Source organism: Mycolicibacterium wolinskyi (assembly GCF_002101965.1).
Classification (GTDB): Bacteria; Actinomycetota; Actinomycetes; order Mycobacteriales; family Mycobacteriaceae; genus Mycobacterium; species Mycobacterium wolinskyi.
Genome location: NZ_LQQA01000015.1, coordinates 451,930 through 468,259, shown reverse-complemented (window position 1 = coordinate 468,259; position 16,330 = coordinate 451,930). Strand labels below are relative to the sequence as shown.

At 67.3% G+C, this 16,330-nt stretch carries 17 protein-coding genes; 4 read left to right on the top strand and 13 right to left on the bottom strand.

Going from position 1 to position 16,330, the window contains the following annotated elements:
• Window positions 1–3: 3 nt before the first annotated feature.
• Together AWC31_RS16635 and AWC31_RS16630 are read right to left on the bottom strand one after the other, a co-directional pair.
• Window positions 4–372 (bottom strand): YidH family protein, encoded by a 369-nt coding sequence (locus tag AWC31_RS16635; protein WP_085145214.1) that lies wholly within the window; start codon window positions 370–372, stop codon window positions 4–6.
• Between the two features lie 10 nt (window positions 373–382).
• The gene (locus tag AWC31_RS16630) at window positions 383–1,123 is read right to left on the bottom strand and encodes an acyltransferase (RefSeq protein WP_067857302.1); all 741 of its coding nucleotides are present in this window, start codon (window positions 1,121–1,123) and stop codon (window positions 383–385) included.
• Between the two features lie 95 nt (window positions 1,124–1,218).
• Between AWC31_RS16630 and AWC31_RS16625 the strand changes: the two genes are divergently transcribed.
• The gene (locus AWC31_RS16625) at window positions 1,219–2,502 is read left to right on the top strand and encodes a BamB-related PQQ repeat family beta-propellar protein (protein WP_085145496.1); all 1,284 of its coding nucleotides are present in this window, start codon (window positions 1,219–1,221) and stop codon (window positions 2,500–2,502) included.
• 70 nt (window positions 2,503–2,572) lie between these two features.
• Window positions 2,573–4,117 (top strand): alanine/glycine:cation symporter family protein, encoded by a 1,545-nt coding sequence (locus AWC31_RS16620; protein WP_085145213.1) that lies wholly within the window; start codon window positions 2,573–2,575, stop codon window positions 4,115–4,117.
• 15 nt (window positions 4,118–4,132) lie between these two features.
• Here AWC31_RS16620 and AWC31_RS16615 read toward each other — a convergent pair whose 3' ends face one another.
• The 8 genes from AWC31_RS16615 to AWC31_RS16580 form a co-directional block, all read right to left on the bottom strand.
• Complete coding sequence (locus AWC31_RS16615) at window positions 4,133–4,831, bottom strand: esterase (protein WP_085145212.1); 699 nt, start codon at window positions 4,829–4,831, stop codon at window positions 4,133–4,135.
• Window positions 4,832–4,901: 70 nt separating this feature from the next.
• Window positions 4,902–6,104: a THUMP-like domain-containing protein gene (locus AWC31_RS16610; RefSeq protein ID WP_085145495.1), complete on the bottom strand. Its 1,203-nt coding sequence runs from the start codon at window positions 6,102–6,104 to the stop codon at window positions 4,902–4,904.
• Window positions 6,062–7,018 carry a class I SAM-dependent methyltransferase gene (locus AWC31_RS16605; RefSeq protein WP_198539016.1) on the bottom strand — a complete coding sequence of 319 codons (957 nt, stop codon included), beginning with the start codon at window positions 7,016–7,018 and terminating at the stop codon, window positions 6,062–6,064. Before AWC31_RS16605 ends, AWC31_RS16610 begins: the two co-directional genes overlap by 43 nt.
• Window positions 7,019–7,109: 91 nt before the next feature.
• Complete coding sequence (locus AWC31_RS16600) at window positions 7,110–7,781, bottom strand: enoyl-CoA hydratase (RefSeq protein ID WP_085145211.1); 672 nt, start codon at window positions 7,779–7,781, stop codon at window positions 7,110–7,112.
• Window positions 7,778–8,533, bottom strand: coding sequence for an NUDIX hydrolase (locus tag AWC31_RS16595; RefSeq protein WP_085145494.1), 756 nt, complete (start codon window positions 8,531–8,533; stop codon window positions 7,778–7,780). The genes AWC31_RS16600 and AWC31_RS16595 overlap by 4 nt, the downstream gene beginning before the upstream one ends.
• A 74-nt stretch (window positions 8,534–8,607) precedes the next feature.
• The gene (locus AWC31_RS16590; protein ID WP_085145210.1) at window positions 8,608–9,462 is read right to left on the bottom strand and encodes an ABC transporter ATP-binding protein; all 855 of its coding nucleotides are present in this window, start codon (window positions 9,460–9,462) and stop codon (window positions 8,608–8,610) included.
• The gene (gene yczE / locus AWC31_RS16585) at window positions 9,408–10,106 is read right to left on the bottom strand and encodes a membrane protein YczE (protein WP_085145209.1); all 699 of its coding nucleotides are present in this window, start codon (window positions 10,104–10,106) and stop codon (window positions 9,408–9,410) included. The genes AWC31_RS16590 and yczE overlap by 55 nt, the downstream gene beginning before the upstream one ends.
• Window positions 10,103–10,258, bottom strand: coding sequence for a hypothetical protein (locus AWC31_RS16580; protein WP_234791010.1), 156 nt, complete (start codon window positions 10,256–10,258; stop codon window positions 10,103–10,105). The genes yczE and AWC31_RS16580 overlap by 4 nt, the downstream gene beginning before the upstream one ends.
• A gap of 63 nt (window positions 10,259–10,321) precedes the next feature.
• Between AWC31_RS16580 and yczR the strand changes: the two genes are divergently transcribed.
• Entirely contained in the window at window positions 10,322–11,761 is a 1,440-nt protein-coding gene (gene yczR, locus AWC31_RS16575) for a MocR-like transcription factor YczR (protein WP_085145208.1), read from the top strand.
• A 7-nt stretch (window positions 11,762–11,768) separates the two neighbouring features.
• Here yczR and AWC31_RS16570 read toward each other — a convergent pair whose 3' ends face one another.
• From AWC31_RS16570 to ctaD, 3 genes are read right to left on the bottom strand one after another with little or no spacing between them, the layout of a single operon-like run.
• Window positions 11,769–12,062 (bottom strand): hypothetical protein, encoded by a 294-nt coding sequence (locus AWC31_RS16570; protein ID WP_234816881.1) that lies wholly within the window; start codon window positions 12,060–12,062, stop codon window positions 11,769–11,771.
• 17 nt (window positions 12,063–12,079) lie between these two features.
• A complete protein-coding gene (gene serB, locus AWC31_RS16565) occupies window positions 12,080–13,333 on the bottom strand; it encodes a phosphoserine phosphatase SerB (protein WP_085145206.1) in 1,254 nt (417 codons plus the stop codon).
• Window positions 13,334–13,367: 34 nt separating this feature from the next.
• Complete coding sequence (gene ctaD, locus AWC31_RS16560; RefSeq protein WP_067857392.1) at window positions 13,368–15,095, bottom strand: aa3-type cytochrome oxidase subunit I; 1,728 nt, start codon at window positions 15,093–15,095, stop codon at window positions 13,368–13,370.
• A gap of 164 nt (window positions 15,096–15,259) precedes the next feature.
• Here ctaD and AWC31_RS16555 point away from each other — a divergent pair, with 164 nt between their 5' ends.
• The gene (locus AWC31_RS16555) at window positions 15,260–16,327 is read left to right on the top strand and encodes an iron-siderophore ABC transporter substrate-binding protein (protein ID WP_085145205.1); all 1,068 of its coding nucleotides are present in this window, start codon (window positions 15,260–15,262) and stop codon (window positions 16,325–16,327) included.
• Window positions 16,328–16,330 lie beyond the last annotated feature (3 nt).

Here is a 16,330-nt window from a genome sequence, read left to right as displayed (position 1 = left end):
TCCTCAACTCGTGACCAGCCTCACCACCGCGGCGATCAGGACCAGCAGGCCGATCACACACAATCCCACCGCGAGATAGCTCGGAGTGGGATGGCGTGGCAGCGCAGTGCCGGCCCGCATCGCGCGATCGACCTGGCGCCAGCGCCACAGCCCGACCGCGGCGGTCGCCGTCGCCAGCATTGTCAGCACCAACCCCAGAATGTGGCGGGCGCCGGGCAGGCCCAGGTCCGGAACGAACTGGATGACCGCCACCGCGGCCGCGAGCAGTCCCAGCGAAGTGCGCTGCCAGGCCAGGAATGTCCGCTCGTTGGCGAGCGTGAAGCGGTAGTCCGGCTCGTCGTCGGGCTCTGGGGTCTGGCCGGACTGCTGCACCGCTGTGAGCTTAGTTGCTCGCCGCCTTCTTGCGTTCGATGTCGGCCAGCGCCGCAGCGAGTTCGGCGCGCTGCGCCGCCGACGTCTCCCACGCCAGCTTGCGGTTCTTGACGACCTTGGCGGGCGATCCGACCGCGATCGAGTGATCGGGGATGTCGCCCTTGACCACCGCGTGCGCACCGAGCACGCAGCCTCGCCCGACCGTCGTGCCCCGCAGCACCGTCACCTTGGCGGCGATCCAGGTGTCCGGGCCGATGCGCACCGGGCTCTTGACGATGCCTTGGTCTTTGATCGGAACGTTGATGTCGTCCATCTTGTGGTCGAAGTCGCAGACGTAGCACCAGTCGGCCATCAGCGCCGAGTCACCGAGCTCGATGTCGAGGTAGGTGTTGATGACATTGTCGCGGCCGAGCACCACCTTGTCGCCGATCCGCAGCGAACCCTCGTGGCAGCGGATGGTGTTCTTGTCGCCGATGTGCACCCAGCGGCCGATCTCCATCTGAGCCAGCTCCGGTGTGCACTGAATCTCCACGCCTTTACCGAGGAACACCATGCCGCGGGTGATGATGTGCGGGTTGGCCAGCTTGAATTTCAGCAACCGCCAATACCGCACCAGGTACCACGGGGTGAACGCGCGGTTGGCGATGACCCACTTCAGCGATGCCATCGTGAGAAAGTCGGCCTGGCGCGGGTCGCGCAGCCGGGACCCACGCCACCGTTTGTGAATCGGTGCGCCCCACATCGTCGTCATGGCCGGAAAGCCTACGCGAGCGCACCCGGGCCGCCGGGTTACCCTCACGTGGTCGATCCATGCGGCCCAGTCCGGCTTCCCGACGAAAGGACACCGTGATCCGGCGATACCTTGCGCTGGCGGTAGCTGCGCTGCTCACGGGCCTGCTCGCCGGTTGTGAGAACACCGATTCCTGGGTCGAGGCGCACGCCGCTTCAGGATGGGCGGCGCAGTACGGAGACGCCGCCAACAGCAGCTTCACGACGACTCCGGGCGCCGACAATCTGCGGCTCGAGTGGAGCCGGTCGGCAAAGGGTGACATGGCCGCGCAGGTGGCACTCGGCTCCGGCCAGTACCTGGCGGTCAACGCGCAGAGTGCGGGCGGTTGCTCGCTGATGGTCTGGGAAGCCGACAACAACGCCCGGCAACGCTGGTGCACACGTCTGGTACAGGGCGGCGGTTGGTCGAGCCCGCTTTTCGACGGCTTCGACAACGTGTACGTCGGCCAGCCGGGCGCGATGCTGTCATTCCCGCCCACCCAGTGGATCCGGTGGCGCCAGCCGGTGATCGGCATGCCGACGACGCCGAGGATTCTCACCGACGGCCAACTGTTGGTGATCACCCATCTCGGTCAGGTCCTGGTGTTCGACGCGCATCGCGGAACGGTCGAGGGCACACCGCTGGACCTTGTGTCGGGCGTCGACCCGACCGATCCGCAGCGCGGCCTTGGCGACTGCCAGCTGGCGCGGTCCCGTTGCCCGGTGGCGGCCGCACCGGCGTTCTCCGCCGCGAGCAGCACCATCGTGCTCACGTTGTGGGAACCAGGAGCGGAGGCGCCCGTTTTGGTCGGGCTGAAGTACCGGCCCGGTCAGACGCCGCTGCTGGCGCGCGAGTGGACCAGCGATGCCGTGGGCCGGGGTCCGTTCGCCAGCCCGGTGCTTTCCGCGGATGGCGCGACGGCCTACGTCAACGGACGTGACGAACGGTTGTGGGCGATCAACACCGCCGACGGTTCGGCGAAATGGTCGGTGCCCCTGGACTATCTGGCTCAAACTCCGCCGTCCGTGTCTCCCGACGGATTGATCGTGGCGGGCGGCGGACCGGACGCGAAACTCCTGGCCGTGCGAGACGAGGGCGACCGCGGCGAAGTCGTGTGGACGCGCGACGACGTCACACCGCTGTCCACGTCGAGCCGCGCGGGCGGCGTCGGATACACCGTGGCCCGCGAGGGCGGACACGGCCAGGCATTGCTGGTGTTCGACAGTGCCGATGGACGCACGATCAACACCTATCCCCTGCCCGAGGCCACGGGCTGGCCGGTCGGCGTCTCGATCGGCCACGACCGCCGCGTCGTCACCGCCACGAGCGACGGCCAGGTGTACGGCTTCGCGCCAGCCTGAGCAGAAGATCTAACTTTGAGTTGACAGATTCTTAACAGTCAACCGTCAGATACATGCCAGGATCCGACCTGTGTCGGAATTCCTGGACAACGTGAACGGCTACGTCTGGAGCAGCGCACTGGTGTATCTGTGCCTGGCCGCGGGCGTGTACTTCTCGATTCGGACGCGGTTCCTGCAGGTCCGCCAAGTGCCGGAGATGATCCGGCTGATGCTCAAAGGCGAGAAGTCGCCATCCGGGGTGTCGTCGTTTCAGGCGCTCACCATGTCGCTCGCCGGTCGGGTCGGCACCGGCAACATCGCGGGAGTCGCCACCGCGATCGCGTTCGGCGGTCCTGGCGCGCTGTTCTGGATGTGGGCAGTGGCCTTCCTGGGCGCGTCGACATCGTTCATCGAATGCACGCTTGGCCAGATCTACAAAACTCGCGACCGGTTGACGGGTGAGTACCGGGGCGGACCTGCTTACTACCTCAGTCGCGCACTGGCGCATACGCGTGGCGCGGGGTTCTTCAAGGTCTACGGGATGGTTTTCGCTGCTGTCACTGTGCTGGCCTGTGGGCTACTCCTGCCCAGTGTTCAGTCGAATTCGATGGCGGTGGCGATGAATTCGGCATGGGGGTTCTCGACCTGGTGGGTCGGCGTCGGCACGGTGATCGTGCTGGCCTTCGTCATCATCGGCGGCGTCAAACGCATCGCGGCATTCGCGTCGATCGTCGTGCCGTTCATGGCGGTGGTCTACATCGCCCTCGCCCTCGTCATCGTCGCGGTCAACGCGAGTGAGATCCCCGAGGTACTGCGGATGATCTTCGCCAGCGCATTCGGCCTGGACTCGGCCTTCGGCGCCATCATCGGGTCTGCCGTGATGTGGGGTGTCAAACGCGGGATCTACTCGAACGAGGCCGGCCAGGGCACCGGACCGCACGCGGCCGCTGCCGCCGAGGTGTCCCACCCGGCCAAGCAGGGTCTGGTTCAAGCGTTCGCGGTTTACGTCGACACGCTCTTCATCTGCTCGGCCACGGGTTTTCTGATCCTCTCGACAGGCGCCTACCGTGTCTTCGAAGGCGAGAGCGAGACGGGTGCAGTGCTCGCAGACGGTGGTCTACTGCCGTCCGATGCCGCGGTGGGACCTGCCTTCGCACAGGTCGGCTTCGATTCTCTGTGGAGCGGTGCCGGTGCCTCGTTCATCGCGATCTCGTTGGCGTTCTTCTGCTTCACCACGTTGGTCGCCTACTACTACATGGCCGAGACGAACCTGCGGTTCATTCTCGGCAAGGCCAATTCGATACCGGTCCCGGTTATCCGCGGCACCGTGGGATCGAACGCCACAATGTTGCTGCAGGCGCTCATCCTGGTGTCGGTGGTGATCGGGGCGACCTCGACCGCCACAGAGGCCTGGACACTCGGTGACATCGGCGTCGGATTGATGGCGTGGCTGAACATCATCGGCATCATCATCCTGCAGCAGCCGGCATTAGCCGCGTTGTGGGACTACGAGAAACAGCAGAAGGCCGGCCTGGACCCTGTTTTCGACCCGCTCAAACTCGGGATCACCGGCGCTGCGTTCTGGGAGTCCTACGATCCCACTGGCGACAAGAAGCGTGCTTCGACGACGGTGTGAGCCGCCGGCACCCGCCTAAGCGAGCATCGGCGCCAGCGCGGAGCGTGGCACCGATGCCTGGGTCGCTCCGGCCGCTTCGGAGAGCAGTTCGCCCTGACCGAAGAAGAAGATCACCGAGTCATCGGTGATCGCGAAGTTCTGATAGTGCGTGGGGTCCAACCCGACGGACTGCGGTATCGCCTGTTCGACGCCTGACTGCTTCTGCAGTTCGCGCTGCACGATCGGGAAGATGACGTCGAGCGGCCTGGTGCCGGGCTTGAACAGCCGGTCGAACGTGATCGGCGCGCGGGTCAGCAGGTCGTAGTTGAACGCCTTGTACCAGGTCTGAGGGTGAGCGCCGCCGACGTTCTGATACACCTCGAACACCAGGCTCTGGGTGCGCGGCGGCAGTCCGGGGGCGCCGGACGTGTAGGCAGTTCCCCTGGCGTCCAACACGTACGGCTGGTCACGGGAACCGGGCATGTCCGAGACGTTCACGAAGCCATCGCGGGTCTGGATCAGGTAGCCGGTGATGGCCTGCTGATCGGGGTAGCCCTCGGGGAACGTGTAGTCCAGCGTGTAGGCGGCGTTGGCGGTATGCACCTGGCACACCTGATCCTGGTCAACCGTGCCGCCGAGTTCGGCGCATGCGGTCTGGGCGGCCGCCGTCGGCAAGCCGCCCCAGCCTCCGAGCAGACCGGCCGCGATCAGCGCCAGCACAGGGGGAATTCGCATCCTCAGTCGTCCTCGTAAGGGGTCAGGTCACGCCGGACACCGGCGCATCGGATTCAAGCCTACTGGCGGGTCACCAGGACGGCCGACAAATGAATGCCGTTGCCCGACTGGCCGCCCCGGATCCCAGCCGGGCGATGACGACCGCGAGGCGCTCTTGACCCCGCAGCCGCAGCCGCGCCCTCAGCGCGTCGGGGTCGACGTCGACCCCGCGGACCAGGATCTCGACCGCGCCCACCGACCGGGCTGCGAGCGCCGTCCGCAGCCGCCGCTCGTGGTAGGCGAGCTGTTCGAGCACCTCGAACCCGCGCACCCCGTCCGGCAGCCGGTCACCGGACAGGTAGGCGATGTCGGGATCGAGTTGCCACAACCCGTGCCGTGCCGCGTAGTGCCGCACGAGTCCGGCCCGCACGACCGCTCCGTCGGGATCGACGATCCAGCGACCGGCGGGGGCGACCGGACAGTCATCGGGTTCGACGTCGGTGATGTGCTCGCCACGGTCGAGCACGGTGGCCCGTCGCCGTACGCCGGATTCGGTGAGCCCCGAAGACCACAGGCACGCTTCGCGCACTCCCCCTCCCGAGGAGGTCACTTCAATCTCACCGGCGAAACCCAATTGCTCGACTTGATCGAAATCGATTCCGGGAGCGCACTTTACAACCATGTCTCGATCTCGGTACGTCTCGAGGACGGCGTCGAGGGCCGGGGTGTAGGCACGTGGGTCGAACCGGCGCCGCCCACCCTGGCGTCGGGCGGGGTCGAGTATCACGACCGCGTCGCGGGTGATGGGCCGCAATGCGTCGGCGCGGCACAGGTCCACGCCACCGACGTTGTTGGCAGCCATCGCCAGGCGCACCGGATCGATGTCGCTGCCCACCAGTTGCTCGGCCGTATCCCTCAGCGCCACAAGCTCACTGCCGATCGAACACGTCGCGTCGTGCACACGTGCACCACGCAGCCGGGCAGCCCGGTGGGCGGCCACCGGCGCCGCGGTGGCCTGCTGCAGAGCCTCGTCGGTGAACAACCAGTCCGACGGGTCGTCGAACTTGGCCGCCGCGCGTCGGCGCAGCTGGACGGTCTCGACGAGCACCGCGGCGCGGTCACCGAATTGTGTTCGCAGCGAGGCGATGTCGCTCACCAACGTGGCCCCGGTCAGCGGGTGGCCGGCGACCTGCCGCAACGCGTGTCTACCCGCCTCCGAACGCAGGAACGCGACCGCGTCGCTGTCGAACGCTACGACGGCTTGACTCCGGTGACCATCACGTTGTAGAACCAGCCCTTGGGAACCACGCGGCGCCACACGTTGGCATCCACCCAACTGAGCGTGGTCCAACTGTTGAACGCGAACTTCGCCCAGCCCCAGCCCAGTCGTCCGGGTGGCACGGCCGCCTCGAACGTGCGAACGGGCCAGCCCAGCATGGCGGCGGTGAATTCCTCACTCGCCGTGCGTACCTCGACCGCACCGGCGTTGGTGGCCATGCGCTCCAGATCGGCGGGATCGAACGTGTGCAGGTCGACGACGGCCTCGAGCGCGGCGGCCCGCGACGACTCGTCGAGCTCAGCCTGCGGGCGGCGCCAACCGTTCAGCCAAGGCAGCTTGGTGAGATTCGTGGTGGCGTGCCACGTCAGCGTGGACAGTTCACGCGCGTAGCGGTTGCCGACGGTCGTCGGCTCGCCGGCGAATACGAAACGACCGCCCGGTTTGAGGATGCGGACGACCTCGCGCAGCGACAGCTCGACGTCGGGGATGTGGTGCAGCACGGCATGGCCGACGACGAGATCGAACGTGTTGTCCTCGTACGGGATGCCCTCGGCGTCGGCGACGCGGCCGTCGATGTCCAGGCCAAGCGACTGCCCGTTGCGCGTGGCGACCTTGACCATGCCCGGCGACAGATCGGTCACCGAACCGCGCCGCGCGACCCCGGACTGGATGAGGTTGAGCAGAAAGAACCCGGTGCCGCAGCCCAGCTCCAGCGCCCTGTCGTAGGGCAGATTGCGCTGCTCCTCCTCGGGAACGATCGCGTCGAACCGGCCGCGGGCGTAGTCGATGCAGCGCTGGTCATAGGAGATCGACCATTTCTCGTCGTAAGTCTCGGCCTCCCAGTCGTGGTAGAGGACCTGGGCGAGCTTGCTGTCATGCATCGCGGCCTCGACCTGTTCGGCCGTCGCGTGGGGGTTAGGAGCCGGCATGCCAGCCGCATCGACCGGCGCATCGAAGTCGGTGCCGGGTTCCTTCGTTTCCGTCATGAAGGGCAGCCTAACGGCCGTTGTCCAATGCGCGTCAGGGCCGGTCCACGACCCGGTCGACGGCGGCCTTTGCCGCGGCCAGCACATCGACCGGATGGTCGACGAAGCGTCGCGCCCACGCCAGGGCGGCGTCGAAGACGTGGTCGGGCGCCACCATCTCGTCGATCAGGCCCAACCCCAGTGCTTCCTCGGCACCGACGAAGCGTCCGCTGAACACCAGCTCTTTGGCTTTGCTGGGCCCGATGGCACCCGCCAGCCGCGTGCCGCCCCCACCCCGGGGCGCGAGGCCGGCCAGAATCTCGGTCGAGCCGAACTTGACGTTGTCACCGCTCACGCGCCAATCCGCGGCGAGCGCCAACGTCAGCCCACTGCCCAGGGCATAGCCGGTGATAGCCGCCACGGTGGGTTTGGGGATGGCGGCCACGGCCTCGATGCAGCGTTGCAGCGCGTGGTCGGCCGCGGCCTCCTCCTCGACGTCGAGGGTGCGCAGTTCGGGCACGTCGTCGCCGGCGCAGAAGATCTCATGGCCGCCGAACAGGATCACGGCGGCCACATCGGCGCGTTCGGCGAGCTCGGCGGCGGCCGACGAGATCTCGCGGTAGATCTGCCGCGTGAGGGCGTTGGTCGGCGGCCGCGACAGCAGCAAGGTCGCCACCCCGGACTGCTCCGGCACGGCCCCGATCACGACGCTGACAAATTCATTCATGGCGACCGGTGATTCCGCGCGGCGTTGTACCGCTCACTGTCGAAGAACTCGATCTCCCAGTTCCCGCCGCCGACCGCCAGGCTGGGCTCAATCGCCACGATCTTGCGCTCGACCGCGAGGACCTCTGCGACCGTACGGCCGTTCAGCGAGTCCAACTGGGTCCAGGTCGGCGGCAACAGGAAGCTGCGGCCTGCTTCGAAGTCGTCGAGCCCCGCTTGCGGAGTGCTCCAGAACGCCTGGTCGCTCTCGGTGTTCTCGCCGTCGGCCCGCTGCCCCTCCGGCAGGGCGCCGACGAAGAAGTAGGTGTCGTAGCGACGTGTGCGTTCCTCTTTGGGCGTCACCCAGTTGGCCCACGGCCGCAGCAGATCGGCCCGTAGGACGAGCTTCTCGTCGCGCAGGAAGTCCGCGAACGACAACGAATGGTTGGCCAGGGCGGCCCGCGCGTCGCCGTACACCGAGGCGTCGCGGACGATTCCGTCGGGATCGTCGGCCGGGCCCGCGAACAGCACGCCCGACTCCTCGAACGTTTCCCGGGCGGCCGCACACACGAGCGCTTCGGCCAGGCCGATGTCGACGCCGAGCCGCTGAGCCCACCACGCCGGCTCCGGACCGAACCAGGCGATGTCGGCGTTGCGATCGCGATCGTCGACGCCACCGCCCGGGAACACCATGACACCGGCGACGAAATCCATCGCCGCATGCCTGCGCATCAAGAAAACTTTGATTCCCTCGGCCGTGTCACGGACCAACATCACCGTCGCCGCAGGCCGCGGCACCAGTGGATCCGTACCGGCCGGGTCCTCGCGCAAGCGCTCATCGTTACTGGTCAATCTCGCCTCCTGTGCGCTGCGCGGCTCCTGACCCGACGCGCAAAGTACCGTCCGTCGATCACATCCAGCGCGATCGACTGGCCGAACGCCTTGGACAGATTCTCTGCAGTCAACACGTCGGTCAACAGACCCGACGCAACGACCTTGCCTTCGGACAGAATCAGGCCGTGGGTGAACCCTAGTGGGATCTCCTCGACATGGTGGGTGACCAACACCATGGCCGGCGCGTCCGCGTCGGCGGCCAGATCGGTCAATCTCGCCACGAGTTCCTCGCGCCCGCCGAGGTCGAGCCCGGCCGCGGGTTCGTCGAGCAGCAGCAGCTCCGGATCGGTCATCAACGACCGAGCGATCAGCACTCGCTTGCGCTCGCCTTCGGACAACGTGCCGTAGGCGCGCTCGGCGAGATGCTCGGCGCCCACGCTTTCGAGCATGTCGACGGCCTGCGCGTAGTCGACCTCTTCATAGCTCTCGCGCCACCGGCCGAGCACCGCGTATCCGGCCGACACCACGAGGTCGCGCACGATCTCGCCGTCGGGAATCCGTTGGGACAGTGCGGAACTGCTCAAGCCGACGCGGGAACGCAGCTCGGACATGTCGGTGCGGCCGAGCCGTTCACCGAGCACATAGGCGGTACCAGAAGAGGGATGTTCCTGCGCTGCGGCGATGCGCAGCAGTGAGGTCTTGCCCGCGCCGTTCGGCCCGATGACCACCCAGCGTTCGTCGAGTTCAACCGCCCAGGTGACGGGCCCCACCAGGGTGTTGCCGCCCCGGCGCAGCGTCACCCTGGCGAAGTCGATCAGCAGGTCTTCGTCGTGGAAACCGTCGGCTGCGTCTTCTCCGGTTGTGGGCACTCGCTCATCGTAGTGACGCGTTCCCGACGGGCTCGGTCGCCACCGCTGAAGTCGTGGAAAAGTATGCGACGTGGCATAAGTCGCAGAAACAGCTGCACGAGCGGTCCGATGCCGAACGCGTAGACGACCGTCCCGACGCCGACGGTGCCGCCCAAAAGCCAGCCGATCACCAGCACGGTCGCCTCGATGGCGGTGCGAACCAACCGAACCGACAAACCGGTACGCGCGACGAGGCCGGTCATCAGACCGTCGCGCGGACCGGGTCCGAGGCCTGCGCCGATGTAGAGGACCGTGGCGACGGCATTGAGCACCACGGCACCCACCATCATCGCGATGCGCGCCGGCATGGCCGACGGCGCCGGCAGCAGTGCGAGCGTCGCATCGACCGTGACGGCGATGACGATGACGTTGGCGACGGTGCCGATCCCCGGCCGGTTACGCAGCGGGATCCACGCCAACAACACGACCACCCCGACGACCGCCGAAGCGATGCCGATGGTCATCGGGGTGTGGCGGGTCAGGCCCTGATGGAAGACATCCCACGGGTCCAGGCCGAGCCCGGCGCGGACCATCATGCCCATCGAGAAGCCGTACCCGATCAGGCCAGTTATCAGCAGCGTCCCGCGAGTGACCGCGGCCCTCATGAATGGTGCTGGAAACGCAGCCGGATCAGCTCCAGCTCGCGGCGCATGCGCTCTTCGTCGCGGTCCGCATAGTCGAAGCTGCCGTTGAGGCCGGGCCACCTGAACGTATTCGCCAGGGATTCGGCCAGTCGAGAAAGCCAATTTGTTCGCATATCCCGATAATCTGGCGATCTGGCTTGCTCATCAATAGCCAGTTGGCGGATACTGGCATCATTATGAGTCCAGACATGGCTGCCAGAGCGCTCGATGTGGACCTTTTGGCCCGCGAACTCGGAAACTGGCGCACGTCCAGTATGAGTGGACCGGCGTATCTCGGCCTCGCGGACGCGATCCGGTTGCTCATCGTCGACGGCCGGGTTCCGGTCGGTTCGCGCCTGCCCAGCGAGCGAGCCCTGGCCGAGGCCCTGCGGGTATCGCGCACCACGGTCACCGCGGCGTTCGCCCAGCTGCGTGAGGACGGCTACCTCAACGCCCGCCGCGGCGCCCGCAGCACCACGGCGTTGCCGGTCCGCCCCCAGGTGCCCGCCGAGGCGGGCACCCCGACCGTGAACCTCGCCGCAGCAGCGCTCGCCGCACCGAGCACCCCGGTCCTCGAGGCGTTCGCCGAGGCCGCGAAGGACATTCCGCCCTATCTGCAGGAGCCCGGCCACGAGTTGATGGGCGTCAGCGCACTCCGCGCGGCGATCGCCGAAAGATATTGCGCACGTGGCCTTCCCACCGACCCCAGCCAGATCATGGTGACCAGCGGCGCGCAACACGCGATCGGCCTGATCCTCGCGACGCACACCCAGCCGGGCGATCGGGTGCTGGTCGAGCAACCCACCTATCACGGTGCGCTGTCGGCGATCTCAACTGCCGGCGCCCGCGCCGTGCCGGTCGCACTCACCGAGGACGGGTGGGAGTTGGATGCCGTGCATGCTGCCCTGCGCCAGCTTGCACCGAGCCTGGCCTACCTCATTCCCGACAACCACAATCCGACCGGCTTCATCATGCCCGCCGAGGATCGGAAACGGTTGGGGCAGATCATCTCCGACACGCGCACCCGAACCATCGTCGACGAATCGATCATCGACATGTGGATGGACGAGGCACCGCCCGAGCCGCTCGCCGCGGCGGTGGGACGCCATGACCTGGTGCTCACGGTCGGCTCGATGTCGAAGTCGTTCTGGGGCGGCTTGCGGGTCGGCTGGATCCGCGCCGAGCGCGCCACGCTGGCGACCATAGCCGCCATCCGGCCCTCCGTTGACCTCGGAACGTCGATCCTCGAACAACTCGCGGCGGCAAGGCTGCTCGCCACGCGGGACGAGGTGCTGCCGGAACGCCGGGAGCTGATCCGCGCTCGCAGGCAGTTCCTGGTCTCGCTGCTGGCGCGCGAACTGCCGGATTGGCAGCCGGGTCCCGGCCGCGGCGGTATGTCGCTGTGGATCAAGCTGCCCGCCCCGATGAGCACCGCGTTGGCGGCCGCGGCCTCGCGCATGGGTGTCGATCTGCCTGCGGGCCCCCGGTTCGGTGTGGACGGCACGCTGGAGCGCTTCGTCCGATTGCCCTACGCGTTACCCGAACCGCAACTCGAAGAAGCCGTCGAACTCCTGGTCCGGGCCTGGCACAGCATCACCGGCACGGTCGAACCGCAGCAGCAGGCTTTGGTCGTGTAGCGGGCCGCTACGGCTGCTGGGTCATCGCCAGGCAGGTGCCGTAGTGCTCCTTGGTGCACGGGATGCCGTTCACGGTCGCCAGACCACCGGGCTGCCCGCCGATCACGGGGCCCCCGCCGCTCGGCGGCAGCACGGGCACGAGCCCGCCGCCCGACGCACCCTTGACGCATACGCCTTCGAACTTCGACTGAACGGTGCCCGACGGGCAACGCTTGGCCTCGGCCGGTGCCGCGACTGCCACCAGTCCGAGGACCGCTGCGACTGCGAAACCACCAACCAGAATCGCGTGCTTGACCGTCATCACGGGCTAAGCCTACGTCAGTCGTCCGGGATGTCGACGCGTCGCACCACACCGTCGACGGCGTCGGCCGCCTCGATCTCACCGCGCGTGATGCCGAGGATGAACAACACGGTGTCGAGGTAGGGGTGGCTCAGCGATGCGTCGGCGACCTCGCGCAGTGCGGGCTTGGCGTTGAACGCGACACCCAGCCCGGCTGCCGCCAGCATGTCGATGTCGTTGGCGCCGTCACCGACGGCCACGGTCTGCTCCATCGGCACACCGACCTGTTGGGCGAAGTCGCGCAGCGCCTTGGCTTTACCCGGCCGGTCGATGACGGATCCGATCACGCGTCCGGTGAGCTTGCCGTCGACGATCTCGAGCTCGTTGGCCGCGACGTAGTCGAGCATCAACTCGTGCGCGAGTGGCTCGATCACCTGGCGGAAACCGCCGGACACCACGCCGCAGTGAAAGCCCAGCCGCCGCAGGGTTCGGATGGTCGTGCGTGCGCCGGGCGTCAGCTCGAGCTGCTCGGCCACGTCGTCGAGTACCTCGGCAGGCAACCCGGCCAGCGTCGCGACTCGGCGGTGCAACGACTCGGCGAAGTCCAGTTCGCCGCGCATGGCCGCCTCGGTGACCTCGGCGACCGCAGCCTCCGCGCCCACCCGCGCGGCGAGCATCTCGATCACCTCGCCCTGGATCAGCGTGGAGTCGACGTCGAAGACGATGAGCCGCTTGGCCCGGCGCGACAGGCTGTAATCCTCCAGCGCGATGTCGACACCCTCGTCGACCGCGACCTTCGCGAGCGCGGTCTGCAGCTGCCCGTACGCGGCTCCTGACGGCACGGAGACGCGAAGCTCAAGGCCGGTCACCGGATAGTCCGAGACTCCGCGGATGAAGTCGATGTTGACGCCCAGTTCGGCTACTGCCCGGGCCACCACACTGAACGCACCCGCCGTGATGGGGCGGCCCAGCACCACGATCGTGTGCGTGGACGGCTCCCGCATCACCGGAAGGTCGTCGCTGCGCTCGATCACGACGTCGAGACCGACGCCGTGTATGGCGGCCTCGACGTCGCTGCGCAGGCCGTCTCCGTCAGCGATGTCAGCAGGCACCGCGACCAGCACACCCAAGGTGAGCCGGCCGCGGATGACGACCTGTTCGACGTTGCGCAGTTCCACCTTGTGGCGGGACAGCACCTCGAACAGGGCCGAGGTGACGCCTGGTTGATCGACGCCGGTGACGGTGATCAGAACCGATGAGCGCTCGCGCGAAGGACCGATAGGCGAAGGCACCTTCCGACTCACCTCCCCCGGATGCCGCCTACCGTCAACTGGACTTGTCCGCGGTTTCGAGCTCGGGGTGATGCGACCGGCCCACGTGGGCCTCGGCACGCATCCGCTCGACCATGTGCGGGTAGTGCAGCTCGAACGCCGGACGCTCCGACCGGATGCGCGGCAGCTCGGTGAAGTTGTGCCGCGGCGGCGGGCAGGAGGTCGCCCACTCCAACGAGTTGCCGTAGCCCCACGGATCGTCGACCGTGACCGGCTCGCCGTAGCGCCAGCTCTTGAAGACGTTCCAGGCGAACGGCAGCACCGACACACCGAGGATGAACGCGCCGATGGTCGAGATGACGTTGAGCGTCGTGAACCCGTCGCTGGGCAGGTAGTCGGCGTAGCGACGCGGCATGCCCTCGTCACCCACCCAGTGCTGCACCAGGAACGTGGTGTGGAAGCCGATGAACGTCAGCCAGAAGTGCAGCTTGCCCAGCCGCTCGTCGAGCAGGCGGCCCGTCATCTTCGGGAACCAGAAGTAGATGCCCGCGTAGGTGGCGAACACGATGGTGCCGAAGAGCACGTAGTGGAAGTGCGCGATGACGAAGTAGCTGTCGGTGACGTGGAAGTCCAGCGGCGGGCTGGCCAGCAGCACGCCGGACAGGCCACCCAGCAGGAACGTGATGAGGAAGCCGACCGAGAACAGCATCGGTGTCTCGAACGTCAACTGGCCCTTCCACATCGTGCCGATCCAGTTGAAGAACTTGATGCCGGTCGGGACCGCGATCAGGAACGTCATGAACGAGAAGAACGGCAGCAGCACCGCGCCGGTGGCATACATGTGGTGCGCCCACACCGCGACCGACAGCGCCGCGATGCTGATGGTGGCGTAGATCAGGGTGGTGTAACCGAAGATGGGCTTGCGGCTGAACACCGGGAAGATCTCGGAGACGATGCCGAAGAACGGCAACGCGATGATGTACACCTCGGGGTGGCCGAAGAACCAGAACAGGTGCTGCCACAACAGCACACCGCCGTTGGCCGGGTCGTAGATGTGGGCACCCAGGTGGCGGTCGGCGGCCAGGCCGAACAGCGCGGCGGTCAGCAGCGGAAAGGCCAGCAGCACCAGGATCGAGGTCACCAGGATGTTCCAGGTGAACACCGGCATGCGGAACATCGTCATGCCGGGTGCGCGCATGCACACCACGGTGGTGACCATGTTGACGCCACCGAGGATCGTGCCGAGGCCACCGACGGCCAGACCCATGATCCACAGGTCGCCACCGGCACCGGGCGAGTGGATCGCGTCGGTCAGCGGTGAGTACGCCGTCCAGCCGAAGTCAGCGGCACCGCCAGGGGTGATGAAGCCGGCGATCGCGATCAGCGCGCCGAACAGGAACAGCCAGAACGAAAACGCGTTGAGGCGCGGGAACGCCACGTCGGGCGCACCGATCTGCAGCGGCAGCACCAGGTTGGCGAAGCCGAACACGATGGGCGTCGCGTAGAACAGCAGCATCACCGTGCCGTGCATGGTGAACAGCTGGTTGAACTGCTCGTTGGACAGGAACTGCAGACCCGGCATCGCCAGCTCGGTACGCATGAACAGCGCCATCAGGCCACCGATCGCGAAGAACGCGAAGCACGCAACGCAGTACATGATGCCGATCAGCTTGTGATCGGTGGTGGTGATCAGGTTGTAGATCAAGTTCCCCTTGGGGCCCATACGTTCCGGAAACGGACGACGTGCCTCGAGTTCTCCGATTGGGGGCGCTTCGGCTACCAAGAGGTCCTCCAAAGATTCGTCGGGAAATCCCGCTTATCGAACTGAATCCTAACTCTCCCCGCGACATGCGTGCCCGTGGGTCCTACAAAGTGTCGTACTGGCCGGGCACCTGCCCCGGACGAAGCCCTGACCAGCCGCAAGCGGCCGAGTGTTAACGTCGCCCCGTGCTGAGGAACCGCGCACTGGCAAGCGCCCTGTTGACTGTCGCAGCCGTGACGCTGGGCAGCGGGTGCGGTTCGGAAGACGCCACGCCGGCGAGCCAGCCGTCGATGAGCACCAGTGTGACCAAGATCGCCGACGCCGGCGTGCTCGGCAACCAGCGCAGGCCCGACGAATCCTGTGCACCGGACCCGGCGCCCGCCGATCCGGCGCCCCGCGAGGTCCGCAACGCGAGAGGCGCCGACATCCCCGAGACGACCGAGCTGCGCGGCGATCCGCAGCGCATCGTGGTGTTGTCCGGCGACCAGCTCGATGCCCTGTGCGCGCTCGGCCTGCAAGCGCGCATCGTCGCGGCGGCGCTTCCGGACGGTTCGACCACCCAGCCCTCATACCTGGGCACCGTCGTCCACGAGGTGGCACCGGCAGGTACCCGCGGCGCCCCCGACCTCGCCGCGATCGAGGCGGCGAAACCCGACCTGATCCTGGGGTCGCAGGCGCTGACGCCGTCGTCGTTCGGGGCGCTGGCGGCGATCGCGCCGACCGTGTTCACCGGCACGCCCGGCGCCGACTGGCGCGACACCCTGCGCGCGGTGGGGGCATCGACCGGACGCGCCGGTGCTGCCGACGACCTGATCGAGAAGTTCGACGATGCGGCCCGCAAGACCGGTGCCGACAACGACGCCGCCCACTTCCAGGCATCGGTGGTGCAGCTGACCGAGAACACCGTGCGCGTGTACGGCGCCGAAAACTTCCCCGGCAGCGTGCTGGCCGCGGTCGGCCTGGATCGCCCTGCGGCCCAACGGTTCACCGACAAGCCGTACGAGGAGCTGAGCACGTCGGACGCCGACTACTCGATCGCCGACGCCGACATCGTCTACGTCTCGTTCGCGTCTGCGGCGGCCAGGGACAACGCCACCGCGATCCTCGACAGCGACGCATGGCGTGCGCTGTCGGCCGCGCGCGACAACCGGGTGTTCGTGGTCAACAACGAGGTGTGGCAGACCGGGCAGAACATCGTGGCCGCACGCGGGATCCTCGACGACCTGCGCTGGGTCAACGCACCGATCAACTAATCT

Bases quoted from the DNA above. Each gene is read 5' to 3' on its own strand.
- AWC31_RS16605 (WP_198539016.1), bottom strand. From the start codon at position 7,018: ATGCCGGCTCCTAACCCCCACGCGACGGCCGAACAGGTCGAGGCCGCG.
- yczR (WP_085145208.1), top strand. From the start codon at position 10,322: ATGAGTCCAGACATGGCTGCCAGAGCGCTCGATGTGGACCTTTTGGCC.
- AWC31_RS16595 (WP_085145494.1), bottom strand. From the start codon at position 8,533: ATGTTGGTCCGTGACACGGCCGAGGGAATCAAAGTTTTCTTGATGCGC.
- AWC31_RS16615 (WP_085145212.1), bottom strand. From the start codon at position 4,831: ATGCGAATTCCCCCTGTGCTGGCGCTGATCGCGGCCGGTCTGCTCGGA.
- AWC31_RS16600 (WP_085145211.1), bottom strand. From the start codon at position 7,781: ATGAATGAATTTGTCAGCGTCGTGATCGGGGCCGTGCCGGAGCAGTCC.
- AWC31_RS16630 (WP_067857302.1), bottom strand. From the start codon at position 1,123: ATGACGACGATGTGGGGCGCACCGATTCACAAACGGTGGCGTGGGTCC.
- AWC31_RS16580 (WP_234791010.1), bottom strand. From the start codon at position 10,258: ATGCGAACAAATTGGCTTTCTCGACTGGCCGAATCCCTGGCGAATACG.
- AWC31_RS16570 (WP_234816881.1), bottom strand. From the start codon at position 12,062: ATGACGGTCAAGCACGCGATTCTGGTTGGTGGTTTCGCAGTCGCAGCG.
- yczE (WP_085145209.1), bottom strand. From the start codon at position 10,106: ATGAGGGCCGCGGTCACTCGCGGGACGCTGCTGATAACTGGCCTGATC.